The organism is Nostoc sp. WHI (assembly GCF_015714725.1).
Taxonomy (GTDB): Bacteria; Cyanobacteriota; Cyanobacteriia; order Cyanobacteriales; family Nostocaceae; genus Nostoc.
The window spans coordinates 30,541-54,264 of sequence record NZ_WBKM01000020.1; the positions used below are offsets into that span (position 1 = coordinate 30,541).

Annotated in this window: 24 protein-coding genes, 2 tRNA genes and 2 pseudogenes; 10 read left to right on the forward strand and 18 right to left on the reverse strand. The window is 42.2% G+C overall.

What is annotated here, in order from left to right; genetic code table 11:
- Positions 1 to 37: 37 nt before the first annotated feature.
- The 6 genes from F8S12_RS01995 to F8S12_RS02020 all read right to left on the reverse strand — a co-directional run bounded on the left by F8S12_RS01995 (position 38) and on the right by F8S12_RS02020 (position 5,643).
- Positions 38 to 238, reverse strand: coding sequence for a hypothetical protein (locus F8S12_RS01995; RefSeq protein WP_196514551.1), 201 nt, complete (start codon positions 236 to 238; stop codon positions 38 to 40).
- A gap of 112 nt (positions 239 to 350) precedes the next feature.
- A tRNA-Ser gene (locus F8S12_RS02000) sits at positions 351 to 421 on the reverse strand.
- A gap of 579 nt (positions 422 to 1,000) precedes the next feature.
- Complete coding sequence (locus F8S12_RS02005) at positions 1,001 to 2,464, reverse strand: tetratricopeptide repeat protein (protein ID WP_230967732.1); 1,464 nt, start codon at positions 2,462 to 2,464, stop codon at positions 1,001 to 1,003.
- Positions 2,461 to 3,903: an NB-ARC domain-containing protein gene (locus F8S12_RS02010; protein WP_196514552.1), complete on the reverse strand. Its 1,443-nt coding sequence runs from the start codon at positions 3,901 to 3,903 to the stop codon at positions 2,461 to 2,463. The genes F8S12_RS02005 and F8S12_RS02010 overlap by 4 nt, the downstream gene beginning before the upstream one ends.
- Before the next feature lie 228 nt (positions 3,904 to 4,131).
- On the reverse strand, positions 4,132 to 4,380 hold the full coding sequence (locus F8S12_RS02015; protein ID WP_196514553.1) for a hypothetical protein: 249 nt from the start codon (positions 4,378 to 4,380) through the stop codon (positions 4,132 to 4,134).
- 87 nt (positions 4,381 to 4,467) lie between these two features.
- On the reverse strand, positions 4,468 to 5,643 hold the full coding sequence (locus F8S12_RS02020) for a hypothetical protein (RefSeq protein ID WP_196514554.1): 1,176 nt from the start codon (positions 5,641 to 5,643) through the stop codon (positions 4,468 to 4,470).
- A gap of 307 nt (positions 5,644 to 5,950) precedes the next feature.
- Here F8S12_RS02020 and F8S12_RS02025 point away from each other — a divergent pair, with 307 nt between their 5' ends.
- Together F8S12_RS02025 and F8S12_RS02030 are read left to right on the forward strand one after the other, a co-directional pair.
- Entirely contained in the window at positions 5,951 to 6,421 is a 471-nt protein-coding gene (locus F8S12_RS02025) for a hypothetical protein (RefSeq protein WP_331001332.1), read from the forward strand.
- A gap of 205 nt (positions 6,422 to 6,626) precedes the next feature.
- A complete protein-coding gene (locus F8S12_RS02030) occupies positions 6,627 to 7,388 on the forward strand; it encodes a class II aldolase/adducin family protein (RefSeq protein WP_196514555.1) in 762 nt (253 codons plus the stop codon).
- 68 nt (positions 7,389 to 7,456) lie between these two features.
- On the opposite strand, the gene F8S12_RS02035 is transcribed toward F8S12_RS02030, so the two are convergent.
- The 5 genes from F8S12_RS02035 to F8S12_RS02055 form a co-directional block, all read right to left on the reverse strand.
- The gene (locus tag F8S12_RS02035; protein ID WP_196514556.1) at positions 7,457 to 8,284 is read right to left on the reverse strand and encodes a P pilus assembly protein, chaperone PapD; all 828 of its coding nucleotides are present in this window, start codon (positions 8,282 to 8,284) and stop codon (positions 7,457 to 7,459) included.
- A gap of 181 nt (positions 8,285 to 8,465) precedes the next feature.
- Positions 8,466 to 8,936 carry a hypothetical protein gene (locus F8S12_RS02040; RefSeq protein WP_196514557.1) on the reverse strand — a complete coding sequence of 157 codons (471 nt, stop codon included), beginning with the start codon at positions 8,934 to 8,936 and terminating at the stop codon, positions 8,466 to 8,468.
- Positions 8,937 to 8,977: 41 nt separating this feature from the next.
- Positions 8,978 to 9,472, reverse strand: a complete 495-nt coding sequence (locus F8S12_RS02045; protein ID WP_196514558.1) for a hypothetical protein — start codon at positions 9,470 to 9,472, stop codon at positions 8,978 to 8,980.
- Positions 9,473 to 9,838: 366 nt separating this feature from the next.
- Positions 9,839 to 10,939 carry a glutamate--cysteine ligase gene (locus F8S12_RS02050; protein ID WP_196514559.1) on the reverse strand — a complete coding sequence of 367 codons (1,101 nt, stop codon included), beginning with the start codon at positions 10,937 to 10,939 and terminating at the stop codon, positions 9,839 to 9,841.
- 22 nt (positions 10,940 to 10,961) lie between these two features.
- Positions 10,962 to 11,777, reverse strand: a complete 816-nt coding sequence (locus tag F8S12_RS02055) for a class I SAM-dependent methyltransferase (protein WP_196514560.1) — start codon at positions 11,775 to 11,777, stop codon at positions 10,962 to 10,964.
- Positions 11,778 to 12,016: 239 nt separating this feature from the next.
- Between F8S12_RS02055 and F8S12_RS02060 the strand changes: the two genes are divergently transcribed.
- From F8S12_RS02060 to F8S12_RS02080, 5 genes are all read left to right on the forward strand, one after another.
- Positions 12,017 to 12,694 (forward strand): Mo-dependent nitrogenase C-terminal domain-containing protein, encoded by a 678-nt coding sequence (locus F8S12_RS02060; RefSeq protein WP_196514561.1) that lies wholly within the window; start codon positions 12,017 to 12,019, stop codon positions 12,692 to 12,694.
- Between the two features lie 121 nt (positions 12,695 to 12,815).
- Positions 12,816 to 13,844, forward strand: coding sequence for a GTPase ObgE (gene obgE / locus F8S12_RS02065; RefSeq protein WP_196514562.1), 1,029 nt, complete (start codon positions 12,816 to 12,818; stop codon positions 13,842 to 13,844).
- Between the two features lie 130 nt (positions 13,845 to 13,974).
- Positions 13,975 to 14,580 carry a vWA domain-containing protein gene (locus tag F8S12_RS02070; RefSeq protein ID WP_196514563.1) on the forward strand — a complete coding sequence of 202 codons (606 nt, stop codon included), beginning with the start codon at positions 13,975 to 13,977 and terminating at the stop codon, positions 14,578 to 14,580.
- Between the two features lie 55 nt (positions 14,581 to 14,635).
- On the forward strand, positions 14,636 to 15,241 hold the full coding sequence (locus F8S12_RS02075) for a vWA domain-containing protein (protein WP_196514564.1): 606 nt from the start codon (positions 14,636 to 14,638) through the stop codon (positions 15,239 to 15,241).
- Positions 15,242 to 15,268: 27 nt separating this feature from the next.
- Entirely contained in the window at positions 15,269 to 15,664 is a 396-nt protein-coding gene (locus tag F8S12_RS02080) for a salt stress protein, Slr1339 family (RefSeq protein WP_196514565.1), read from the forward strand.
- 73 nt (positions 15,665 to 15,737) lie between these two features.
- Here the strand turns inward: F8S12_RS02080 and F8S12_RS02085 are convergent, their stop codons facing one another.
- Entirely contained in the window at positions 15,738 to 16,085 is a 348-nt protein-coding gene (locus F8S12_RS02085; RefSeq protein WP_196514566.1) for a winged helix-turn-helix transcriptional regulator, read from the reverse strand.
- Positions 16,086 to 17,220: 1,135 nt separating this feature from the next.
- On the opposite strand from F8S12_RS02085, the gene F8S12_RS02090 reads away from it, so the two are divergent.
- Positions 17,221 to 18,162, forward strand: coding sequence for an ADP-ribosylglycohydrolase family protein (locus F8S12_RS02090; RefSeq protein ID WP_196514567.1), 942 nt, complete (start codon positions 17,221 to 17,223; stop codon positions 18,160 to 18,162).
- 87 nt (positions 18,163 to 18,249) lie between these two features.
- Positions 18,250 to 19,191 carry an ADP-ribosylglycohydrolase family protein gene (locus F8S12_RS02095; RefSeq protein WP_196514568.1) on the forward strand — a complete coding sequence of 314 codons (942 nt, stop codon included), beginning with the start codon at positions 18,250 to 18,252 and terminating at the stop codon, positions 19,189 to 19,191.
- Positions 19,192 to 19,329: 138 nt separating this feature from the next.
- Here F8S12_RS02095 and cutA read toward each other — a convergent pair whose 3' ends face one another.
- From cutA to F8S12_RS02115, 4 genes are all read right to left on the reverse strand, one after another.
- Positions 19,330 to 19,662, reverse strand: coding sequence for a divalent-cation tolerance protein CutA (cutA, locus tag F8S12_RS02100; protein ID WP_196514569.1), 333 nt, complete (start codon positions 19,660 to 19,662; stop codon positions 19,330 to 19,332).
- Positions 19,663 to 19,667: 5 nt separating this feature from the next.
- Positions 19,668 to 20,678, reverse strand: coding sequence for a transposase (locus F8S12_RS02105; RefSeq protein ID WP_196514570.1), 1,011 nt, complete (start codon positions 20,676 to 20,678; stop codon positions 19,668 to 19,670).
- Between the two features lie 21 nt (positions 20,679 to 20,699).
- Positions 20,700 to 21,551 carry a hypothetical protein gene (locus F8S12_RS02110; protein WP_196514571.1) on the reverse strand — a complete coding sequence of 284 codons (852 nt, stop codon included), beginning with the start codon at positions 21,549 to 21,551 and terminating at the stop codon, positions 20,700 to 20,702.
- 140 nt (positions 21,552 to 21,691) lie between these two features.
- On the reverse strand, positions 21,692 to 22,351 hold the full coding sequence (locus F8S12_RS02115) for an Npun_F0813 family protein (protein WP_196514572.1): 660 nt from the start codon (positions 22,349 to 22,351) through the stop codon (positions 21,692 to 21,694).
- A 354-nt stretch (positions 22,352 to 22,705) separates the two neighbouring features.
- Here F8S12_RS02115 and F8S12_RS02120 point away from each other — a divergent pair.
- Positions 22,706 to 22,778: transfer RNA gene (locus F8S12_RS02120), tRNA-Arg, on the forward strand.
- Positions 22,779 to 22,936: 158 nt separating this feature from the next.
- Here F8S12_RS02120 and F8S12_RS02125 read toward each other — a convergent pair.
- Positions 22,937 to 23,198, reverse strand: a pseudogene (locus F8S12_RS02125) (IS4 family transposase); the annotation flags it as partial.
- A gap of 106 nt (positions 23,199 to 23,304) precedes the next feature.
- A pseudogene (locus F8S12_RS02130) lies at positions 23,305 to 23,586 on the reverse strand (IS701 family transposase); the annotation flags it as partial.
- Positions 23,587 to 23,724 lie beyond the last annotated feature (138 nt).

Below are 23,724 nucleotides of genomic sequence, written 5' to 3' on the forward strand. Positions count from 1 at the left end.
AAGTCACCTCTTTTTGTATAAGTGATTGAGAAGTACTTTAACCATAAACAGCTTCGGGACGGATAATCAAGTCACCGCTAGGACGGCGATCAACTATGTAAGTACAAAGGCGATCGCTATTCACATCTAAATGCCGAGCAACGCGCTCCTTCACTGCCACATCATTCATGCCTCCGACAATTCCCAGTTGTGTTTTTGCAACATCAACAGAACGTCCTTCAAATCGAATATGAACCATTGCAATCACCTCTTGTTTTAATTACGAATTATATTAGTGGATCTGATCGGGATTGAACCGATACCCTCCCTGTGAGAGTTTCACTCACACCTCGTGCAAGTTAAAAAAGCTGTGGTAACACCGCAGGAATTGAACCTGCACTTATCATTTAGCAGATGATCGCTCTACCTTTGAGCAAGTATGTAAGCTTTTTCTGTTAGGGCACAAGTGATATCCGGGAGCTCTACCGTTAGAGCTACAGACCCAAGTTTCAATGATACTGATGCTTTTATCTTTATACTACAAATGTAGTATAGCTTCTACATAATGTCAAGGGGATACTACAATTTTCTTGGGGGAAGTGAGAAAGCGATTGTAGCTTACCTTCTTTGATTTGGATAAAGTCGAGCTGAGAACATCAAAAACTTGTTGACGGAGTTCAGAGGCTCATTAAGTAGATAAACAAAATTAATTACAGTTATTGCAAGGGGAGCGATCGCACAATATGGTTTGGTTAAGATGCATAGTTCTTAAAGATCCCCCTTAATCCCCCTTCAAAAGGGGGAAATAGAGCCATTCTGAGCAAGCCTTTTTGAGGGGGGTTGTGGGGGGATCGAGTCTTAGCCGAACCGTATTGAGCGATCGCATGATTGCAGCCCTGGCGATCGCAGCGTCTTGTAGAGAAGCGATCGCAATGACATTGTGTAATTAATTATCTTGCCTACTTATTAGACTAGGATTTGAATCCCAGGCAGGTAATGCAGCCGATGCAGATTACCTAAATTACTGAAACCAACGAGAGACAAAAGCAACCATTCTCCTGAATAAAGGCTGACGATTCCGCCGCAAGTATTCCAGATTTTTACGAAAGGTTATTGTATTAGGATGATTTGCCCCCAAACGTTTTTCAGCGATCGCCAAAGCTTCGATATACAAAGGTTCGGCATCGCTGTACCTTCCCTGTGATTTGTAGAGTAATGCCAAATTGTTCAGGCTACTTGCCACATCGGGGTGTTCATCCCCCAAAAGGCGTTTTCTCATCGCCAAAGCTTCGATATACAAAGGTTCGGCATCGCTGTACCTTCCCTGTGAATCGTAGAGGAATGCCAAATTGTTCAGGCTAGTTGCCACATCTGGGTGTTCATCCCCCAACAGGCGTTTTCTCATCGCCAAAGCTTCAATATACAAAGGTTCGGCATCGCTGTACCTTCCCTGTGAATCGTAGAGGAATGCCAAATTGTTCAGGTTACTTGCCACATCGGGGTGTTCATCCCCCAGGAGGCGTTTTCTCATCGCCAAAGCTTCGATTAACAAAGGTTCGACATCGCTGTACCTTCCCTGTGAATCGTAGAGTAATGCCAAATTGTTCAGGCTAGTTGCCACATCAAGGTGTTCATCCCCCAGCAGGCGTTTTGTCATCGCCAAAGCTTCGATTAACAAAGGTTCGGCATCGCTGTACCTTCCCTGTGAATTGTAGAGTGCTGCCAAATTGTTCAGGCTAGTTGCCACATCGGGGTGTTCATCCCCCAGCAGGCGTTTTGTCATCGCCAAAGCTTCGATTAACAAAGGTTCGGCATCGCTGTACCTTCCCTGTGAATTGTAGAGGAATGCCAAATTGTTCAGGCTAGTTGCCACATCGGGGTGTTCATCCCCGAAACGTTTTCTAGCAGATGATAAACATTGTTCACGCCAAGGTAAAGCTTGCACGTAGGCTCCTTGACCTTGGTAAAATCTAGCCAAGCCTACAAAGGGCCAGATTAAATCATTATCGCTTAACCAAGCTTGGTAAACTGTGGCAGTTTCCCCAAGGTGAGGGATGGCAAGAGTTACTTTAGCAATTTCTATCAATGTAGGTGTCTCAGGAATATCTTTTGCTACGGCTACCATTGTTTGACAAAAGCCACGCTTAAGTTCATCTGCTTCAGCCAAATCTTCTAACTTCTGCTGCAATAATTCCCGAATGCGTTCATGGATTTGGTAAGTGTCCTCTGCTAATTCTTGCAGCAAATAACGCTCAACTAAAACGGTGCAGTTATCTTTTAGGTCAAATTCCAAATCGCCATAACTTGCTGCTGATTCTACCAAAGACCAAGGGATAGGAGCCAAAGCAAACAAACTCAACAGACAAGCCAATTTTTGCGCCTCTGGTTCCAAGCTTTGCCAATTCAACTCAAAAGCTGCTGCTACACCAGACTCGCCGCTCTGTGCTTGCTTTTGTAGCTGTGCGAGAATGTCTGCTAACATCATGATCTCCCTCGGTTGCGACTATACGCCGCTATTTGATAAAGTCCAATGGGTATATAGCCCATTAATTCACAAAGTTTTTTTGCTGTCTCCGTCTCCTGTCGAACATATTCATCCCCCAATAGCTTTGCTAATAATTCTAAGGCTGCATCTGGTGACAATTCACCTAGCGGCAGTGATGGATATATTAACCCCGTGTTTTGACGAGTGGTAATTAACACCTTAAACACAGAACCTTTGGGTGGTAGGTAGGGTTGAATTTGCTTCCAGTCTTTGACATCATCAAATATCAATAAAACTTTGCCAGCTTGCCAATTCTTCCAGCAATATAAAACTTTACCTGTTGCATCTAATTGATCAGGAGGATTGAAGTTAGAAAAATGAACCATTCCAAAGTTGATTAACTGGGTTCCCAAATCAGTTCCTTGGGGATTTAACCAACAACAACCGCCAGAATAATCTCCCAAATATCGCTCTGAGTATTGAATAGCTAACTCTGTTTTACCCACCCCACCTTGTCCAGTCACATCGCTAATTGCCACAATATCATTTGCTTGCAATAGCTGAAGCAATTGTTCTAGTTGCTCATCCCTCCCGACAAACTTAACAGCTTGACTCTGTTGGATGTTATGCGGGATATCAAACGGGTTGAAATGAGATGTTTCGATATCTCCATCCCAACTGCGGGAATAAAAATAAGTCGGCAGTTGTTTTTTATCTAAACTAATAAATACTTGCTTAACTTGCTCGGTAACTTCCCTCATGTTTGGGGGAAAAGTCCCATTAGCTGCGGCTAAAGCCTCTCTCACAGCTTGAGAAAAATATCCTGTTTTATTTTCAGAATTTACCTTAGCTGTCTCTCCTTCACGCGTAGCCAGTAACACAAATTGTTGAGTATCTGTCCTTGGCTGTCCACTCAAAAAAGTTTTGCCACCTAAGTTTGTTGGTCTGCCCTTTGATTCTGAACGAAAATCTGCACAGGAATCAATAATACAAATATGATTACGAATCTGAAATTTATCGGAACCCAACAAAACTAATAAAGAATTCAAATCTAAGTTCTGCCAATTCTGTTTATTTGCATCAGCAAAAATCAACCGACGCTCTCGTTCTGAGGTAATCAAACCATGTCCCGCCCAAAAAATGTAGAGTAAATCCCCCGACTGTTGGGATAAAAAGTTAGTCACAATGTCGGAGATATTTTGCTCTGTTGCTAATTCTACAGTTAACCCACATTCCCCAATTAACTGCTGATTTTCTTCCAGTGCTGATAAACATAACCGGATATTCTCCTTCGGTACACCGCGCCGATGCAGCCAATGAGCAAATTTCAGCGCGTCATCGGCTGGCCCCCCACCCTTCACATTCCACTCAGATTCATGGTACTTTTCAATACCCACAATTAACCCAAAAGTGCGATCGGGTTTAGCCATAATTTCCATTAGGGCAACCCTGTCAAGATGATATGTCCAATACTGTTCGGATAAGATCCCCCCGCCTGTGGCGACCCCCTTAAAAAGGGGGTAAAAGAGATGATACTAGCCCCCCTTTTTAAGGGGGGTTGGGGGGATCTCCGCTCAATAAACAAGTTAACCAAACCGTATTGGGTGATATGTAGCTTGAATTTCATATTCGTTCAGACAAAATCTTCACTTGTTCTTTGAGAATTTTTAAAATTCCGAGTTCAGAGGCTCAACTGTCGAGTTAAAAGGTGCAACTGTCGAGTTAAAAGGCTCAACTTCCGAGTTCAGAGGCTCAACTGTCGAGTTAAAAGGCTCAACTGTCGAGTTAAAAGGTGCAACTTCCGAGTTCAGAGGCTCAACTGTCGAGTTAAAAGGCTCAACTGTCGAGTTAAAAGGTGCAACTTCCGAGTTCAAAAGCTCAAGTGTCGAGTTAAAAGGTGCAACTTCCGAGTTCAAAAGCTCAACTTCTGAGTTCAGAGGCTCAACTGTCGAGTTAAAAGGCTCGTAATGAATACAAGACTCACCTTGACAGCACTACCTCCATTATGGCAACCTCGAAATAATCGCCTCCCAGGTTTTAGCATTTGTCCAATAAGCACCGTGGGAACGGGGAAATGGTTGTTTGCTATCCACTCGCACATCCTGCACACGATCGCAGAAAATTTTATTACCAACGTAACTGAGAAAATCCCGTAAATCGTAGATATTCAACCATTCCGGGAAATGCTCTGGTAATAACTGTCCATATTCTAAGCTGTAGAGGGCGTTAATCTCATATAAAAATGGTGCTTGGGAACCAACTGTTACCAATAATTCCACCTGAGACAACTGCTGTTGCACTAGCAAATCTACACAAGCGATACCTCCCAAGCTATGGGCGAGTAAAACCACTGGCGGTTCTGCTTCTTCTATTTGTTGCTGGATAAACTGCCTAATTTTTTCACCCCGCGTTTGATACAGCAAGATATCACCAGGCATCGGCGAAATTTTATCAGTTAGTTCAAGGCGGTTTCCTCTGACATAATTCGTTCCCATTGGCAACGCTAATTCAACAAGTGGCTTTAACAACCAGCTACCCAATCCTAATTCTGCCTCTCCCAAAGCCAGAGTTAGCAATTCCACAACATTATCCCGCAGTTGAGCATCGGTGAGTATGGGGGGAAATTTTTCTTGCTGTTCGCTAATAAATATTGCTTGAGCTGCGATCGCTCTAGCTATTGGTGCATAATATTCACTCAAATCAGTTTCGGAAACTGTGAGCAATGCCTGATAATATGGTTCACTGTGGATAACAGCCTCTCGTGCTTGCTCAAATATTTCTGCAATTCCCGCCTCTTGCAACTTAGCTTGCAGTTGAGATGTCGGAATGAGACTCGCTACACGAGATTCTAAAATATCCCCTGGTTCTTCCCCAAAAGCATTTTCTGACTCAATAGGTTTCAAAGACAACAGCCGTAATTCATACAGAGGATCGCAGTATAATTGCCCCCACAGTACAATCTCTGCGTCTACTTCTCCTTGAGATAAAGCCAGTGTCGCATCTTCCAAGGGTACTGATGCCCGATTTTCGCTGAACTTTGCACCTAATGCACCCCAAAGGCAGGGAGCAACTTTAATCTCAGGACGTTGGGCGTGAATCTTTTGCTCAACGATTTTAAAGGTTTCGTTGTATTCTCGTTCTCTAATTCCAGTGCCATGTACAAATATTACAGTAGTCATTGTTATCTAGCGAAGCCTGGGCTATGCCTACGCAAAGTTTATTGTCTATATTATTCCTGACCAGGTTCTCCGATACAAGTTTATGTAGATGTTTTACATTTAACGCAACACGCCAAGGAGGGATGTTCTCTGAGAGAGTGATCGAGATAATGCGATCGCAATAATTCTAAAGAAATCTTTTTGTTATATAAACTTAAGCAACTTGGTTTTAATACTCATTCTGGTGTTAAAACTACTATTACTATTGTCAGCAAAGATAAAAAAATTGATATTGATGTCAGTCGCTTCCCAAAGCGAGGAATTATAGATGACAAATCACACCATCTTGGAACCATTACTAAAAGACCAATGGTTTATTGAGAGTCAAGAATTACGATCTTTTGTAACAACAGTGCGGGAAATTAGCGCCTGCACCGATGATGATCGTACACAAACTCTCGCCAGACTAAAACCCGATTTTCAAGAACTGCTTGCCCAACAGGAATGGCTACCTGAAAAGTTTGCCCAAGTCAATGCCGAAAGCAGTATGGGGAGTGGTATTGGTCAATGGCTACTTTATCGTGCCAAAGACCGTTTACTGTCAATTTTCAGCTTAGTGATTTCCCCAGGTTCAACAACTCCCATCCACGCTCATTTGGCTTGGGGATTGATTGGTTTATACAAAGGCAATCAACAAGAAACAGTCTATCGCCGTGTAGATAACAGCGACACCGAAGGACACGCACAATTACAAATAACCAAAGTGCGTAGGCTTTGCCCGCCGCAGGCATCGCTTTAACCATCTGATACATACCACCTCTTACCCCCAGATGGTGATATCCACGCCCTCAAAACCACATCCCACAGTGCATCAGTATCCATTCATCTCCTGGGTAATGATACTGGCTGTGTCTTGCGTCACCAGTTCATTTTAAAATCTCACAGCGTCAAGTCCTTTCGCTCTGGATATTGCAACGCTCCCTGCAAACAATAAGAAAAAGAATATGCCTAAGTACGATAGACCAAAACCCCCCGTATTCCAGCGAATTGAAGACGAACGGCTGCACCGTAAACAACGCCTAGCTGCTGCCTTTCGCCTGTTTGGTAAGTTTGGTTTCAGCGAGGGAATCGCAGGTCATATTACAGCTCGTGACCCGGAGTTTACAGACCATTTCTGGGTCAATCCCTTCGGGACATATTTCGGTCATATTCGAGTCTCTGACCTGCTCTTGGTCAACAGAGAAGGTGAGGTGGTTAAAGGCGATACTCACGTAAATCAAGCTGCCTTCGCTATCCATTCTGAGATTCATGAAGCTCGACCTGATGTAATAGCGGCTGCTCACGCCCATTCAATTTATGGTAAAGCCTGGTCTAGTTTGAGTCATCTCCTTGACCCCTTAACTCAAGATTCTTGTGCTTTTTACGAAGATCATGCGCTGTTTGATGACTATACAGGTGTCGTCTTAGATACCTCCGAAGGCAAACGACTTGCTGAAGCATTGAGTACAAAAAAAGCCCTCATCCTGCGTAACCACGGCATTTTAACCGTGGGACATTCAGTAGATGAAGCTGCCTTTTGGTACATTAGCTTAGAGCGATCGTGTCAAGCACAACTGCTGGCCGAAGCTGCGGGTAGACCCAGTGTAATCAAACATGAAACAGCCCGTTTAACACAAACTCAAGTGGGGTCACATACAAATGGGTGGTTCGGTTTCCAGCCACTTTATGACAGAATTGTGCGCGAAGAACCTGATTTGCTAGATTAGTTCTGAGTCCGACATCAATTGCGTAAAGCTTTAAATAATCTGGGTTTTCAGTTGCTTTAAAGTCCAACTTATTTCTTTTGTGATCCAGCCCTTTGAGTGGGGATAGTAATATTTACATTGAATGGCAACTTAGTTTTGTTACTATCCTCACCCCATAGCAACTCACCAATTAGCTGATATTGACCAGGATTCAGGGCTGGTTGGTCTTTGTTGGGGTAACTTAATAAAAAATTGCGATCGCTATTTGCCACTACAGTATTAGCATCTAATTGCCCAGTTTTAACAACAGTTTGCCCTTGGCGCAATGTCCAATTTACACTAGGGAGGACTGTTGCCTGACCGCTATTGCGAACTAAGAGTTGAATTTGTTTTTGCTCTAAATTGAAGCTAGCACTATCAACTACTAGTTTAGGAGAAAGGTTGCCTTTTCTGACATATAATGTCACGCCAATTCGTGCTACCAAAGTAATATTATTACCTGCACTATCTTTAGATTCGGTAAGAGTTTCATTAAACACTACCGCTCGATATTCGCCATCAGGTAAATTAGGAGCCAAGCGACTAATGAGGCGCACCCGCCGAATTTCACCTGGTTTGACAGTCAACTCACGCGGTGAGAATTGCAGATATTTCGTTAAGTCACTGGGACTAGAGGGTAAGGTTTGAAACCCTGCATCGCGGCTATATGTGAAAGGTTGAGCATAGATCCGAATCCGAGAGGGGGTCTTACTCGTATTGGAAATCGTGATCATTCCTTGGGCTTGTCCGCGTTCCGCTTTGGCTTCAATCACCAGTGGAGAAACGCTCATTTGGGCTTTAGCAGCACTAGGAAACAAAACTAGGGCGAACAAGCCAGCACTAGCAGCAGCTAAAGAGCGCCAATTATTATTGAACATATTTATAACGATGGCAGTATTGTAAATTTAATTCCTGATTTATAGTTCCCAAAAGCCGACTTATTTTATCTATCGGTCATTAGAAAAATATCTTGCCGCTTGAAGATTAAATCTTTAGCGACAAGATATTTAGCAACTATTTTTCTCAACAAAACTGAAGGTAAACTAGGAAAATTCTCGTCTATGGCACGATAGTCAACGTTGTTACATAACTGTAGTTTCCAGGAACAAGGGGAGTACCCTTATCTACTATCATGTCTATATCCAAAGGCAAGCCGCCACCAGGAGGCAACGACAGAAAACCACCTTGAGAACTCGTATTGCCAAAAGGTGAGTTGATATTCCCGACAGAGAACACAGGTGTAAACCCAGGGCCGCCGGTCTGCTGTGGCTGAGATATACTCACTCTGGCACCTTGGTTACAGCTAACCAAAACTTTACCAAATGCCCCTCCAGGAAATCCTCCCGCTAGTGCAGTTGGGTTAGTCGGCTGATTGAGTCCCAATCTACCAGGAGTAATTTGATCAAAGTTGCAGACACCAGCGACATTTCCCGTAAACGGAACATCAGCCGTTTGTGCCATTGTTTTGGGTGCAAGAGCAGCAGAACTGACAATTATCAAAGCAGCAGTTAATAAAGAATGACGAATCATTTTTAAATCCTTCTCAAATAAATAAGGGTTGCAGAAAACAGTTATGGTGCGATCGTTAAGGTAACAACGTAGGTATAAATTCCTGGCGTAAATGCTACTGGCCGCTCTACTAACAAATCCACCTCTAGATTGGTGTTACCTGCTGGCAAAGTGGCGCTTCCACCGTTAACATCACTGCGAAGGTTGGTCGAACCAAATTTTAAAAACCCAATGTACGTTGTCCCAGATGGATCGGCACTAGGCCCAGATACAAACCTGGGAGGCGAAACAGAGATGGTGGCAGATGTGTTGCTTTGCACACCCATACTGGCAGGAGTTTGTGATTCAAACTTTGTCGGGATTCCACCAGAACCCCTAGAAATAGTTGGTTCAGCAGTGCTAGGGGCAGGAGAACTAAAGGTAGCTTCAACTGGAACTGTTCCACTGAACGGAACATCTACGCTTTGAGCTAGCGCAGCTTGATCTAAAGCGAATGCCTGCACGCTGGACAGACTTGCCAGTAACAGGCTAGAGGTTAACGCTAGACGGTAAAACATAAAAAAGTTAGCTGATTACTCAGCTTTGTCTTGCATCCGTGCCTTGTTTCAGATTAACTATCAAAAAATACAAAAGCTACTGCAAAAATACGCAATTAAAGCCAAACGACTTAAATTCCGTTAAAGTACTTATCATCTAAAATTTATATAAAGTTTTAAAAAAGTATACTAGACATTAGAAATCGTTAAATAATTCGTAATTCGTAATTCGTAATTCGTAATTAAAGACATTTTCAGACGGGGATTTAAACCCTGACTGAAACTGAGCGGAGGCGGAGCCACTCCGCCTCCGCGCTACGTGTAATGGTTGGGGTCTTAAACCCTTTTATTTACGATAATAATTCAGTCCCTAATCTCTAATCACCTTTAGACTTGATAAGTCTGCCTTATTACCTCTTCTATTGAACCTACGCGATGGAACATTTCTATTAGTTCATGGGATCTTGTTTTTCGCTTCTCCAGCATCACTTTCAATGGTGTTAACAAATGAATATCTGGGTCATCTGCCAGTGCGACTTCAGCTGCTTGTAAGACCTTTGTCGCATTCCCAAAAATATCCGCGTTGTCAAAGCCTTCTTTTGCAGAAAGTTGGTGTAATGCTGCATCGGGTACAGTTGCTCTATCCAACAAGGTTTCATCTAGCACCAAACCTTTTAATAATGTCAGCAAAGCCGCATAGATGAGAAAATCATCACAACTATCACAAGCTTTAAATTCAATGCGACCTACTTCAGCCGGAATGCGGGCGATTTTTGTTAGGGAAGGTATGCTATTAATCAATTGTTCCTGTTTTTCAACAAAAACCAATGCTGCTGGTCTTTTTCCTGTTCTGACAAATGTTCGTACTGATAACCCATCCCATAAACTACCGTTATAAAAAGGGGAACTATAACTAAAAGGAACAATATAAGGACTGTAATAAGTTAACTTTCTGCCAATATCAATCACACGTTCAGTAGACAAATTTACCACTGAAATATTTAAATCTGGGCCGTATGTCACCATATGAATATTAGCAGTTTGTTCCTCAGGATAAGGCTGTAGCTGTCTGATTTCATAATCGTTTAATGGGGGTTGAGGCTCAAAAACTGGATTGTAGGGATTAAAACTAACCAAAACTGGTGAAAAACCAAAGTTAGCGGCAATTTTACATAGCAAGTGAAAACTTTCTGACAATTCAGTAATAGCGCCTTGAATATCAGAATGTATAGTTGTTCTAATTTCGATACCTTTAGCATGACAGTCTATTACCTGGTCAGAATCCGCAAATCTTTCAAATCCCTCAATGTACCATCTCTTCAGCTTAATACCCGCATCCCCGACGCGCAGTTGAGGATAGTCGCTGGGGTATGTGGGTAGGTTTTCAATAATTTGATTGAAATCAGCAAATTTGGTGTGGGAAAAATCAGCAAACTTTCCTTCTTTGTTTAGGAAAGCAACTTCATGCTCAATGCCAAATAAAAACATTATATACCTTAATTTCTTAGAGTTAACCTAATTTAACTAATGCCAAACGAGACGAATCGCACAGAGGAGGAAATAACATTAGTAAACGATTCATTAGAGAAAAACGTCGGCGATATTTAGTTGGCAGATTGGCATAATTACAGACTTCCATTACTTCGTAACATGAATTCCAGTCTTTAATCTTATGAATATTTGAGATACACCAATCAAATTTTGCCGAAGTGTATTTGAGTGAGTCATGGTGTTTCTGATTCTTCACAATTAGCGGTGACAAGGAATCAAAGGCAAACCATGAACCAGGAAAATATTGCAAAAGATTCGCAAACAATAGCTTCACTTCCTGTTCATTGAAATACTGCAACACGCCTTCGGCGACAAACATAACAGGTTGTTTAATAGTGGACTTGACATGCTCAATCCAATTGGTATCTAGGGCAGAAGCCGTGATTAATTTACGGCGTTCCGTTTCCTCAAAAAACTGTCGTCGCAGAACCATGACATCCGGTAAATCTATGTCAAACCAGCTAACCTTGCCGTTATCCACTCGCTCAAAGCGTGTGTTCAGTCCTGCACCAATCTCGATAACGGAACCTTGAGGATGTTGATTGACATAAGTGCGTACCCAGTTGTCAAGGATAGTTCCTCGTAAACAACAGCCTATCTGAGAAGATTTAGCGGTAGTAAATTTATCAAATTCGTAGTCGAGCGCTGCAAGAATCTCAGATGATTTAGGATCTACTATAATTGGATCTGCTGCCTGAAGCTCACAAGCTCTAGCCCAGAGGGTAATTAGTAGTGTTTCTTGAATGACACCGAGCTTAACTTTAGTTTTATTCATGAATAATTCCACAACACAGATTAAATTTTCATTTGAAGTTTAAGTATAAAAATTCTCAAGATCACTCTCAATGGATTTTACCTCAAGACCGACTGTTGCGATTTGAAAACTTTTCTGGTTTATTTCTTGAGGCGGCGATAAATCACACTTTCTTGGTTTTTGTGTGCTTCCCCACTATCTTCCTAGTCGCTGGGTGGGGTAGCTTAGTAGTGACCGAGGAAAGCTTGAGACGTGAGTTTATGACAAGTACCGTTCAATCCCCCTACAGCAGCGAACAGATTGCCGCTTGGTTGCGTGGACTGCTCACCATTGCTTGGGCAGATGGTAATTTTGATGCCCAAGAGCAGGAATTAATTGCCAGCATCACCAAAGATGAATTAGCTCTTGGGATGAAATGGGACTCACTAGAGGTAATTACGCCAGAGGAATTAGCCGCAGTGTTGGGTAAAGGTACACCAGTAGCGGACAATTTTTTAAGGACAGCGGTGATGGTTGCGATCGCAGATGGTACTTATTCTCCCAGCGAAGATCAAGTTCTGCAACAGTTCTGCCAAGCCTTAGAAGAGCCAGAGAATTTCCTAGAAGCCTTACGCCACACCCTAGAACACCCACAGCAAATTAACTTAACAATCCCCAGCACTGGACTTACAAAGCGTCAAATTAATGCACTACATCCCCTGCGCGACTGGCTCGATGGGCTAGATATCCAAGACCCAAGAGTAGCCCGCTTTTTGTGTAAAATGATTCCTTCTCAGTGTCCCTTTGAACGGGATGTCACCCTATTTGGACGCAAGATTGTGCATATCCCGCCGATGTGTAAAATTAACCCGTTGTATGAGCAACTCGTGGGCTTACGTTTCCGTGCCCTCTCCTATTTAGCAGATAAATGTGGTGAAGATGTTTCACCATATATTTGAGTGCTGAGTTAGGAGTGCTGAGTGCTGAGTTACAAGTAAAGAGTGAGGAATGAGGTTTTAAAACTTATATTTAAAACTTATAATTTATAACTCGTAACTCATAACTCAGCACTCAAAAAATATGCAATTTATCGACCAAGCAAAAATTGAAGTTGAAGCAGGTAAGGGCGGCGATGGTATTGTCGCCTTCCGGCGAGAGAAGTACGTGCCGACTGGTGGTCCCTCTGGTGGTAATGGGGGACGAGGCGGTTCGGTAATTTTCGTTGCCGATGAAAATCTGCAAACTTTGCTGGACTTCAGATACAATCATCGCTTTCAGGCAGAAAAAGGTACTCGTGGCGGGCCAAATAACTGTACTGGGGCAGGAGGAAAGGATTTGATCATCGAAGTTCCCTGCGGTACAACTATTTATGATGCTGAAACTGGCGGATTGCTAGGGGATCTAACTGAGCCTAAGCAAACTTTGCAGATTGCCCAAGGTGGTAAAGGCGGACTGGGAAATCAGTATTTCTTGAGTAACCGTAACCGCGCCCCAGAATACGCCCTGCCAGGATTACCGGGGGAAATAAAGCAGCTGCGCCTGGAGTTAAAACTTTTGGCAGAAGTGGGGATTATTGGCTTACCAAATGCTGGTAAATCTACTCTCATTTCATCTTTATCTGCGGCACGTCCAAAAATCGCAGACTACCCTTTCACTACCCTCATCCCAAATTTGGGTGTAGTGCGGAAACCTACTGGTGATGGTACTGTTTTCGCCGACATTCCCGGACTAATTGAGGGAGCAGCTCACGGGGCAGGGCTGGGACATGATTTTTTGCGCCATATTGAGCGGACGCGGGTGCTACTTCACCTGATTGATGCCACTAGTGATGATGTGGTTAGGGATTACAACACAATTAAGCAAGAATTACAAGCATATGGACGGGGTTTAGCAGAACGTCCGCAAATTTTGGCGCTGAACAAAATTGATGCAGTTGATCGGGAAACTGTAGATTTGGAGGCGTTAGCTACCCAACTGAATCATCTTTCCTACGCCCCGGTTTTTGTGATTTCAGCAGTTACTCGCACCGGCTTAGAGCCGATGTTACAGGCAATTTGGGGAATTCTCGACCAAATGAAGGTTGCCCAAGAAGTGGAGGTATTTAGCTGACGAAATAATGACGCATATCGCATTTGTTAACTGTGGCGCGTCTAGTTTGATACTAGTACTTAAAAGCCTTGGTTGCTGGTAAAAAAACGGAGTTAGACTAGAACTACAGGGTAACAATCAGAGGAATATTATGATGAGCGATCGCGACTATACATTAATCATTGACAAAAGCGGTAGTATGTCCACACCCGACCAAGTGGGTGGTAGAAGTAGATGGGAGATAGCCCAAGAGTCTACACTCGCTTTGGCAAGAAAGGCCGAACAGTTTGACCCCGATGGCATCACCATTTACGTGTTTTCCGGTAGATTTAAACGCTACGATGATGTCACCTCAGCCAAAGTCGCGCAGATATTTCTCGAAAATGACCCTGCTGGGACGACAAACTTAGCAAGTGTGCTTCAAGATGCACTCAATAGCTACTTTCAACGCAAAGCCGCCGGTAAAACCAAGCCAAACGGAGAGACAATTTTAGTCATTACCGATGGAGAACCAGACGATCGCAAAGCTGTGTTTGAAGTCATCATTCATGCTACTCGTCAGATGGAACGTGATGAAGAATTAGCAATTTCGATCATTCAGGTAGGTTCTGATGCCCAAGCAACTAAGTTTCTTAAAGCTTTAGATGATCAGTTGCAAAGTGTTGGCGCTAAATTTGATATTTGCGACACGGTTACTTTAGACGACTTAGAAGATATGAGCCTTGCAGATGTCTTGAGCAACGCCATAACTGACTAATGCGTTGATCACCCATAGTCCATTAACTCTTGATTCTTAACTGGAGAATTGAATAATGCTTGAAAATCGTGATTATACCTTGATTATCGATAAAAGCGGCAGCATGGCAACCCAAGATCAAAAGGGTGGTAGAAGTAGATGGGTTGCAGCCCAGGAATCTACTTTAGCTTTAGCTAGTAAGTGTGAGCAATTTGACCCAGATGGTATCACTATTTATGTATTTTCTGGTAAATTTAAGCGATACGAAAATGTGACATCCAGCAAGGTGGCGCAAATTTTCCGAGAAAATGACCCCTCTGGTACAACTGACTTAGCAGGTGTGTTGAAACACGCAACTGATGATTACTTACAACGCAAAGCAGCCGGTCAAACAAAGCCAAATGGTGAAACAATTTTAGTGGTTACTGATGGTGAACCGGACGATCGCAAAGCTGTAATGAAGGTGATTATTGAAGCTTCTCGCCGCATAGATAGAGATGAAGAATTAGCTATTTCCTTCATTCAAGTCGGCAGAGATCAGCAAGCTACCCGCTTTCTCAAAGTCTTAGACGATGAACTCCAAAGTGCTGGTGCTAAGTTTGATATCTGTGACACAATTACTATGGAAGATATGGAAGATTTCAGTCTATCGGAAGTCCTGCTCAATGCCATTAATGACTAGCTATACTATTTATTAGGAATTGCAAAAATGGATTCCATCGATAAGCTGTTGGCTCAACTCCAAACTGAATATCAAGAAGTACAACCTAAACAGCAGCAGTCAAAATCACCCATAGCCAAATCCGTTATCCTACCATCGCCAAAATCGGCATCTTTCTTGGATAACCTTTTGGCAGAAGTTCAAGCTGATTTTGCAGAAGAGGATGCTGCTATTGAATTAAAAAGACAGCAAGAACTAGAACAGGAACGAATTCGACAAGAACAACTCAAAGCCAAACAACTAGAGGCTTTGAAAGTACAAGCAAAAGTATGGTTAGCCAAAGTAGATCCACTTTCGTCTGAAGGACTTTGGTTTGAAAGGTTTGCTGAAAGTTACTCATCAAAATTAGAGGCAGCGATTCAATATTTACGAAACAATGAATAAACAATTCCAATTTAAAGCTCCACTCATAAATCTGCTTGCTCAAATTGAAAATTAGCAATTTTTATACTCATGATCAATATTGATGGTGATTTGTTTGAGATAAATGTTGAACAGCCCATTCATGCATAGCGTAGAGAATTGGTTGTAAAGTTTCTCCTAAAGGCGTTAGTGAATATTCTACCTTGGGTGGAATTTGAGGATAAACTTCTCGATGAATAATTCCGTCTTCCTCCATTTCTCGGAGTTGTTGAGTCAGCATCTTTTGCGTTACTCCAGGTAAAGCCCGTTGCAACTCGCCAAAGCGTTTGATGCCAGTCATTAATTCTCTAATAATCAAAACTTTCCAGCGTCCGCCAATCACCTTTAGGGTATTTTCTACTTCACAAGTCAGCCTGCTATTGTTTTCTGCTTCAGCTTTCATAGTTAGTTTTGAGGAAGAATCTGACTCAAGTTATGCTGGGTAGTACCGCTAGTTATCTGATTATTACTTGTTTTAGGTCTTCCATAGCTAAATGTTTGCTGATTTTTCTTAATTCCTTTAAAAATACTAAAGAACTTCAATTACTAGCTCTACAATAAAGCTATGACTGCAAAATAGTGCCACTACAGTAAAGCTATATCCCTTTTCTGCCACTCTCCGGGAGGGCAATCTCTAGAAGCTTTATCAGTCAATCAATACAAGCTATCCTATTACAAAAACTTGGTTATTGTATTTGTTATTAGAAAAAATCTTGCGTAGGCGTAGCCCGTCGTAGACATCGCTTCGTATACAAAAGCTCTAGAATTTAGAAATGGCAAAACTTTTCGGAAAGTGACAGAAGAGGGCTATCGCTAATAGAACAAATGCCTATTTAATCCAATTGAATTATGGTGGTCACAACTCAAATCTTTTTTACGCAGTTTTGCTCCAACTACAACAGAAATGGTTGATACACTAATCTCAGTTGCACTCGGCTTAATAAATCCTCGACATTTAAAAAACTGGTTTACTAATTGCTGCTATTCTACCTCATAACACCGGGAAGTGCTGTATAACTAGCATCAGTAGCCTTTTTTGTTTCAGCATAAGCTTGACCTGCTGATAGAATAACAGGAGCAACTATTAAGGAAGACAATGCAGAGATTGTCAAGGAAGACTTGAATTAGCGTTTCATAATTTTAACCAAACTTTGTATTTTTTACTTGTATATTCCAGGTCGAAAATCATATGATAATGTTTCAAATGATTCACAGATTTTATTAAATGACTGTTGTTATTGATGCAAAAAACTTACAGGCTAACTATCTATGAAAATTATAAATAAACTGTTATACTGCTATAATTACATTTCAATGTCTTTTCATCCTAGTTCATTATCCGAATATAGACGCTTTTAAAACTGGCACAATAATTTGAACTTAAACTTAGTCGGGATATGGTAAATAAAATACCCGATTAGCAATCTTTTACCGAGCTTTTCACATAGGATGAAAAAGTCAGATGTAGCATCTGTTGCAACAAGCCATAAAGGGAATCTATAAAGTTGATTTTTAGCAATTCTCGTGGAGATTGAATAATGCTAACCGCTACAAAAACGTTGTCTGGCTTGATGGGTTTATGTGTCGGTGATGCGTTGGGTGTGCCGGTGGAGTTTACTAGCCGTGCTGAACGAGTAAAATCTCCAGTGACAACAATGTTCGGTTATGGCACATGGAATCAACCACCAGGAACTTGGTCAGATGACAGTTCGTTAAGCTTCTGCTTGGCAGAATGTCTTTGTAGAGGGTATTCTTTGGATACCATAGCCAATTCCTTCTGGCGCTGGTACAAGGAAGCTTACTGGACTCCCCGTGGCGATGTCTTTGATATTGGTCAAACTACCCACACAGCAATTATGCGCTTGAAACAGGGAGTTCTACCCCATCAGGCGGGCGGCAAGGTTGAAAATAGTAATGGCAATGGTTCTTTGATGAGAATCTTGCCGATGGCTTATTGTCACAGAAGCTTAACTTTGGGCGAATTGCTGGCGCGGGTGCATGATGTTTCGGCAATTACTCATGCCCATGCGCGATCGCAAATGGCCTGCGGCATTTATATTAGTATTGCAGTGGCGCTGCTAGAAGGGGCTGACCTCCAAACAGCTTATTTACAAGCATTGCAAGACATCCAAACAATTTATTCTGTCCGAGAATTTTTGTTAGAGAAGCCGCATTTTGGCAGAGTTTTGAGTGGTGAGATTGCCAAGTTACCAGTAGAAGAAATTAATTCTGGTGGCTATGTGATTGATACCTTAGAATCGTCGCTGTGGTGTTTGCTAAATAGCTCGTCTTATTCTGAAGCGGTGCTGAAAGCTGTTAACTTAGGCGGAGATACCGATACTACCGCCGCCGTCACCGGTGGGTTAGCGGGAATTTACTACGGGGTGGAAAATATTCCTCAAAAATGGATGAATCAAATTGCCCGTAAACAGGACATTATCTACTTGGCAGAGCGTTTTGCAAGGGCTGTATACAGCTAGTTTGGAATTAAAAATTATACCAAGCGTTTAATCAGCGGCTTTTCGCAAGTAAAATCAGTTGTAGAAAAGTTTCATTCTGGTTGAACAATGCTAACCGGTACAAAAACGTTGTCTGGTTTGATGGGTTTATGTGTTGGTGATGCGTTGGGTGTGCCAGTAGAGTTCACCAGCCGCGCTGAACGACTAAAATCTCCAGTTACGTCTATGCTGGGTTATGGAACTTGGGATGTTCCTGCCGGTACGTGGTCGGATGACAGTTCGCTGACTTTTTGCTTGGCAGAATGTCTTTGTGAGGGATTTTCACTGGATGCGATTGCTAATTCCTTCTGGTGCTGGTATCACGAAAGTTACTGGACTCCTCAAGGCGAAGTATTTGATATCGGTAACACCACATTTTTAGCAATTGTGAACTGGAAACAAGGAACTCCACCCCTGAAAGCAGGTGGTACTAGTGAAAATAGTAATGGCAATGGTTCGTTGATGAGAATCTTGCCGATGGCTTATTGTCACAAAAGTTTAACTCTGGATGAATTGATTGCGTGGGTACATCAAGTTTCTTCCATTACCCACGCTCATCTCCGTTCTCAAATGGCCTATGGCATTTATATTAGTATTGCAGTGGCGCTGTTGGAAGGGGCTGACCTCCAGACAGCTTATCTACAAGGATTGCAAGACATTCAAACAATTTATTCTGTTCGAGAATTTTTGTTAGAGAAGCCGCATTTTAGCAGATTTTTCAGTGGTGAGATTGCCAAGTTACCAGTAGAAGAGATTAATTCTGGTGGCTATGTGATTGACACCTTAGAGTCATCCCTGTGGTGTTTATTAAATAGCTCGTCTTACTCTGAGGCAGTACTAAAGGCTGTCAACTTAGGGGGAGATACTGATACTACTGCTGCCGTCACCGGTGGGTTAGCGGGAATTTATTACGGGGTGGAAAATATTCCTCAACAATGGATAAATCAAATTGCTCGTAGACAGGACGTTATTTACTTGGCGGAGCGTTTTGCAAGGGCTGTTCACAGTTAGTTAGTAGTCCGTCAAGCAAAGTTTCAAGGGTAAAGAAACGAACCGCGTTCTCTTATCTCTCAAATTTAATGGGACAGACCACTCTTTGTGTAATTTTAAATTATACAAAGAGTGAGGAGTTATGAAAATCCTAAATCTTCACTCTTTACTTTTAACTTGCTGAGAAATCCACTGCAAGTAGGCTTGAGAACCGGCAACAATTGGTAAAGCAATAATTTCTGGCACGTCATAGGAGTGAAGTTCCTTAATTTTGGCTTCCATTGCCGGAAATTGCGCCAAATCAGTTTTAATCACTAATTGCCATTCTTGCTCTTTATGCAGTTGCCCTTGCCAGGTGTAAATTGAGTGGATTGGTAACAGACTCACACAAGCAGCGAGTTTAGCTTCCACAAGGGCAGTTGCAATTGCTTCTGCCTCCTGCATGTTGCTAGCTGTCACCAATACCACACCATAGCCAGCAGGTGTCTCCATGACCTCTAAACCGTCGTAGACAACGAGTAGACCTGACCATCAATCAGCAGTCGCGTGATGCCCTTAGCTTGCAAATGAGTACGAGCCTTATGGAGCATTTTACTATCAGGAACTTTAATCACGCGATCGCGTTTAGTAGAAAAACGCTTTGCCACGCGATGGTTATCAAACACTGGCAGAGTTTTTTGCTGGGTTTCCAGGCTGGGAATTTGCCCCAAATCACCAAAATCCTTGAGAGGTCGGGTAATTAATTCCGAGGAACGGTCAATCACCAAATAGCAAGTTTTAGGCAAATTGGCTACTGACAGTGGTAAAACTTGAACTGCTGCTTCACCTGGTCTTCGTTTTGTGACTAAAGGTCTTTGCTCATCCAGGTCATCATCATCAAAGTCTTCTTCCTCAAAGTCGTCATCTTCTAAATCATCATCTAAATCGTCCAAATCCTCTGAATCGTCTAGCAAGTCATCGCCTAGCATGTGCGCGATGACGGCCGCTCCTGGATGTTCATCCTTTAGCGGTGGGATGGTTATGCTGACTATTTCTGGCGGCCTTTGCTCTGGAGTTTCTAATTTCTCTGTTACTCGTAGCTTCGGTTTTTCTGACGCCGTGGGGCGTCGCCGTACCCGTCTACTAGCGGCGATTGACTCTGCTGTCTCCTCTGAGTCAAGTTGCTCCGCTACCTCTACCTCTACATGAATTACCCGACGAGGCTGTGGCTCAACCTTTGGCACCTCCAAGGGTTGGCTTTCAATGGGTTGAACTTCTATGTCAGGCTCTGGTTGACTCAGTAGCGGTAACTGTTCATAGTTTACCTGTGCTCTTCCCTCAGGAGTTCTCGCAGCCCGCTTTAAGGAGACTAAGTATTCATACTCATCTTCTGGCAAAGTGCTTTTGAGCAGGCGACTAATTGTCGAGTTACTCACACCATAGCGGTCTGCCAAAGTTGAGGTTGTTTCGGCAGTCTCTCGATATAACTTAAGAATTTCTTGCTTGTCAGAGTCTGTTAATTTTCTCACTGTAAATACCAAAAATCTTTACTAAGCTCGTTTTCGTCCGCCGGTACGCCGCGTTCGCCTTAGTGATGCGTCATATTCTAAGACAGCGCCCATGCCAAATAACACTCCACTAAACACCCAAAACACTTCTAATATCTCCCCACTTTGATAATTGGGGCCTTGGGCGTATTTAAACCACATATCTGCAATGTAGAGCGAAAAGGTTGCGGCTGCAATCATTCGCCAAGACTGGGAAACTCTTCCCCCCCAAAAGGCTAAGAGCAAAGTAGTAGCAATAATTAACAGAACCACATCGCTAACTACGTAAAACCAATTCAAAATAGCGACTAGCAATTCTGACGGTGTTTCCTGTTGCATAGAAATCCACCATGCCAACAAACTACCGAACACTGCAATTGCTAACACAATTAGCCACTGCCATTTTTCCAGATTGATTCGCCTGGAAGTCACAGCTAAAATCATGCCTGCGCCAAGTAATAGATAAGTCAGTACAAAAAATATATCGCTTAAAGACACATCCGGTTCTTCTTTTAAAATTATTTCGGTATAGCCGAAAATTATCCCCCCAACGAAATAGGAAAGCATACCTAAGCCAATCAAGAGCCAAACATTTCGACCACTGACGATTTGCGGACTCAGCCAGTTCTTCAAGCATAAGATACTGGCACTCAAATAAGCGAAAGCTTCAAAAATATTTGTGCCAATCACATACCACTCAGCCCGGATTTCTATGCCATCTGCTCCGGGAACTTTGGCACTGAACAACAAAAAGTATAGCAGTGCCAGTACACCCCAGCCAATATTGGCTAAGACAAGGTTTTGAGTAGTGAAAATGGATTTGGAAAGAAACGAATTCTCGTAAGAGTTATTCATAGGGCTTGACTATGTAGATGCACTCTGGCAGTATTTTGAGTTAAGGGACTGTATGGCTAGCAGTTTGTTTGCCAGACAATACACAATCGGACACCAAAAGCAAGTGCCAATAGCAGGAAGTTGTTTAACAAATTTCCGTGCTACTGCCATAGTTTACTCAGTGATGATTGATTTAGCCAACTAATAAATACCAATCGCTCGGCTTCTGGCATATCTTCTAACTTATAGATTACTTGTTTGGTAAAATTAGCGTTGCCAAAATACGCTTTTCCTAGTCGATGCAGTTCTTGCAAGAGGATAACTACATGATTTTCTTGCCAAGCAGGCATTTTAGCTGTAGGCAAAGGATTCGTAGATATCAAATATTTAACTGCTTCTAGAGAAGATGCTTGGGGAAATTGCTTCTGCTGTAATACCTCCGCAATATCTTTTTCAAATAATGCAGCTTGCCGAGACCCTAAAAACTCCTCAATGTCGATATAAACCCCTTGCAACAGCAAAATACTGGCTTGGCTCAAAATCCCCGTTTTACTATGACCACCCGTGTCATTACCAAGTTGCTCTAAACGGATTTTACCCCAAACGCTAAAGCGTTCCGGTTCCTCCAGTAAAACACAGGCTTTACCCCGGTTATCCGTTAATTCTCTCCATAAGGCTCTAGCTTCTTCTTCTTGACTAGCTTTGAAGACACTAATCAAGCGAAAAGTCTGCCCTTGATAAGTGAGGATCGGCATCTGCTGATCCTTTTTTGGGTGCTGAATGTTTGATATTTCAACATCCTGCCGTTTGAGAATAAACATGGCACTAGCAAATAACTCCTGACAGGGGCATTCTTAATATGGAATATATAATGGCATTTGGCAGCATCGCCAAGGCTGAAATTACCTAGCCTGCTGTGGGAATGGATCTAACTCGCGCCAGATACTTCACTAGGGTAAGCCACCCAGAGCAACCCCACATAAGGCAAATAACCCTTTGACAACACAATATACTTAACCAATACCCCATCTGGTTCATTTTTAATGTAAATTGACTAACTAGCGACTTGGATCTTAGCCTTGCTAGTGGGAAATCTGCAATTTTAGCTTGCTTCTTGGCAAGTGGGAACGATATAATAATGTCGGTGACTCCTTTGGGAGGCATTATTTCGTATTGGGCGCGTAGCTCAGTGGATAGAGCCACGGATTTCTAATCCGTTGGTCGCAGGTTCGATCCCTGCCGCGCCCGTTTTAACTTAATATGAACCTTCAAAGGCTGCGACGTGATATGATGATCTCCTTGATTGAGGGTTCGTTATTGTTGCATCATAACTAAGAACAAAGGCGATATTGCTGCTATAAAACTTTACATTTTCAATTAAACTAGTCCTAAAAAGGCTAAATCTGTCAACATGACATCATCTCCTCAAACCAATGTACATAACTAATTTTCTGACAGATACAAGACTGTTCGCGTAGCATCTCGCCGAGAAGATAGCGGAGTTTATCTAATAGTTTATTTCCCCATTGTTTCGGAATAGATAAAAGCTGTAAAAGTTAGATATGCTATCAAACTTACATAAATTTATATTGTGATACCATTAACGTTTTTAGTAATTAGTTTATCCAGATTTAAGTGCATTTTTAAAAACTTCCATAACAATTCAACGGACTTAGAGGGAGATACTATCTAAAGGTAATCAAATTCTCTATGATTAGAAACACTATCCCTCTTCTGTCACTCTCCGGCGTTAGCAAGTAGTAACTAAGTGAAATTATCCAGAAGCATAACAAGGTTTAAATTGATTCATTTCACTAATTAATTGATTGAATCCCAGCAATAAATTAGAATTGGGGAAAATATGTATCCAGGGATAAATCAACCAAAATAGTAAGAGTGGTTGGGCAATGAGACGCAGATTATTTAAAGTATTCTTCCATCCGCATTCATGGTTCCATTGTTGATGATTAGAAAAATCAACATCACTATTTTCTTGTACCTCAGTTTCAATTTGACGAGATTTATTTAAGCCTAACAAGGCTGGAGAATTTAAACTATGGTAGCAACTGTTGGGTGAGCATCTCTTGCCAAATGTTTCAAGATTTGTAATTCTACATCCATTGCCCTATTTACCTTTCAGGGTTTTATTTTTTTATTCTTTTATTCAGAATACCCGGAAAGTGACAGAAGAGGG

Bases quoted from the DNA above. Each gene is read 5' to 3' on its own strand.
- F8S12_RS01995 (WP_196514551.1), bottom strand. From the start codon at position 238: ATGGTTCATATTCGATTTGAAGGACGTTCTGTTGATGTTGCAAAAACA.
- F8S12_RS02005 (WP_230967732.1), bottom strand. From the start codon at position 2,464: ATGATGTTAGCAGACATTCTCGCACAGCTACAAAAGCAAGCACAGAGC.
- F8S12_RS02010 (WP_196514552.1), bottom strand. From the start codon at position 3,903: ATGGAAATTATGGCTAAACCCGATCGCACTTTTGGGTTAATTGTGGGT.
- F8S12_RS02020 (WP_196514554.1), bottom strand. From the start codon at position 5,643: ATGACTACTGTAATATTTGTACATGGCACTGGAATTAGAGAACGAGAA.
- F8S12_RS02025 (WP_331001332.1), top strand. From the start codon at position 5,951: ATGACAAATCACACCATCTTGGAACCATTACTAAAAGACCAATGGTTT.
- F8S12_RS02030 (WP_196514555.1), top strand. From the start codon at position 6,627: ATGCCTAAGTACGATAGACCAAAACCCCCCGTATTCCAGCGAATTGAA.
- F8S12_RS02035 (WP_196514556.1), bottom strand. From the start codon at position 8,284: ATGTTCAATAATAATTGGCGCTCTTTAGCTGCTGCTAGTGCTGGCTTG.
- F8S12_RS02040 (WP_196514557.1), bottom strand. From the start codon at position 8,936: ATGATTCGTCATTCTTTATTAACTGCTGCTTTGATAATTGTCAGTTCT.
- F8S12_RS02045 (WP_196514558.1), bottom strand. From the start codon at position 9,472: ATGTTTTACCGTCTAGCGTTAACCTCTAGCCTGTTACTGGCAAGTCTG.
- F8S12_RS02050 (WP_196514559.1), bottom strand. From the start codon at position 10,939: ATGTTTTTATTTGGCATTGAGCATGAAGTTGCTTTCCTAAACAAAGAA.
- F8S12_RS02055 (WP_196514560.1), bottom strand. From the start codon at position 11,777: ATGAATAAAACTAAAGTTAAGCTCGGTGTCATTCAAGAAACACTACTA.
- F8S12_RS02060 (WP_196514561.1), top strand. From the start codon at position 12,017: ATGACAAGTACCGTTCAATCCCCCTACAGCAGCGAACAGATTGCCGCT.
- obgE (WP_196514562.1), top strand. From the start codon at position 12,816: ATGCAATTTATCGACCAAGCAAAAATTGAAGTTGAAGCAGGTAAGGGC.
- F8S12_RS02070 (WP_196514563.1), top strand. From the start codon at position 13,975: ATGATGAGCGATCGCGACTATACATTAATCATTGACAAAAGCGGTAGT.
- F8S12_RS02075 (WP_196514564.1), top strand. From the start codon at position 14,636: ATGCTTGAAAATCGTGATTATACCTTGATTATCGATAAAAGCGGCAGC.
- F8S12_RS02080 (WP_196514565.1), top strand. From the start codon at position 15,269: ATGGATTCCATCGATAAGCTGTTGGCTCAACTCCAAACTGAATATCAA.
- F8S12_RS02085 (WP_196514566.1), bottom strand. From the start codon at position 16,085: ATGAAAGCTGAAGCAGAAAACAATAGCAGGCTGACTTGTGAAGTAGAA.
- F8S12_RS02090 (WP_196514567.1), top strand. From the start codon at position 17,221: ATGCTAACCGCTACAAAAACGTTGTCTGGCTTGATGGGTTTATGTGTC.
- F8S12_RS02095 (WP_196514568.1), top strand. From the start codon at position 18,250: ATGCTAACCGGTACAAAAACGTTGTCTGGTTTGATGGGTTTATGTGTT.
- cutA (WP_196514569.1), bottom strand. From the start codon at position 19,662: ATGGAGACACCTGCTGGCTATGGTGTGGTATTGGTGACAGCTAGCAAC.
- F8S12_RS02110 (WP_196514571.1), bottom strand. From the start codon at position 21,551: ATGAATAACTCTTACGAGAATTCGTTTCTTTCCAAATCCATTTTCACT.
- F8S12_RS02115 (WP_196514572.1), bottom strand. From the start codon at position 22,351: ATGTTTATTCTCAAACGGCAGGATGTTGAAATATCAAACATTCAGCAC.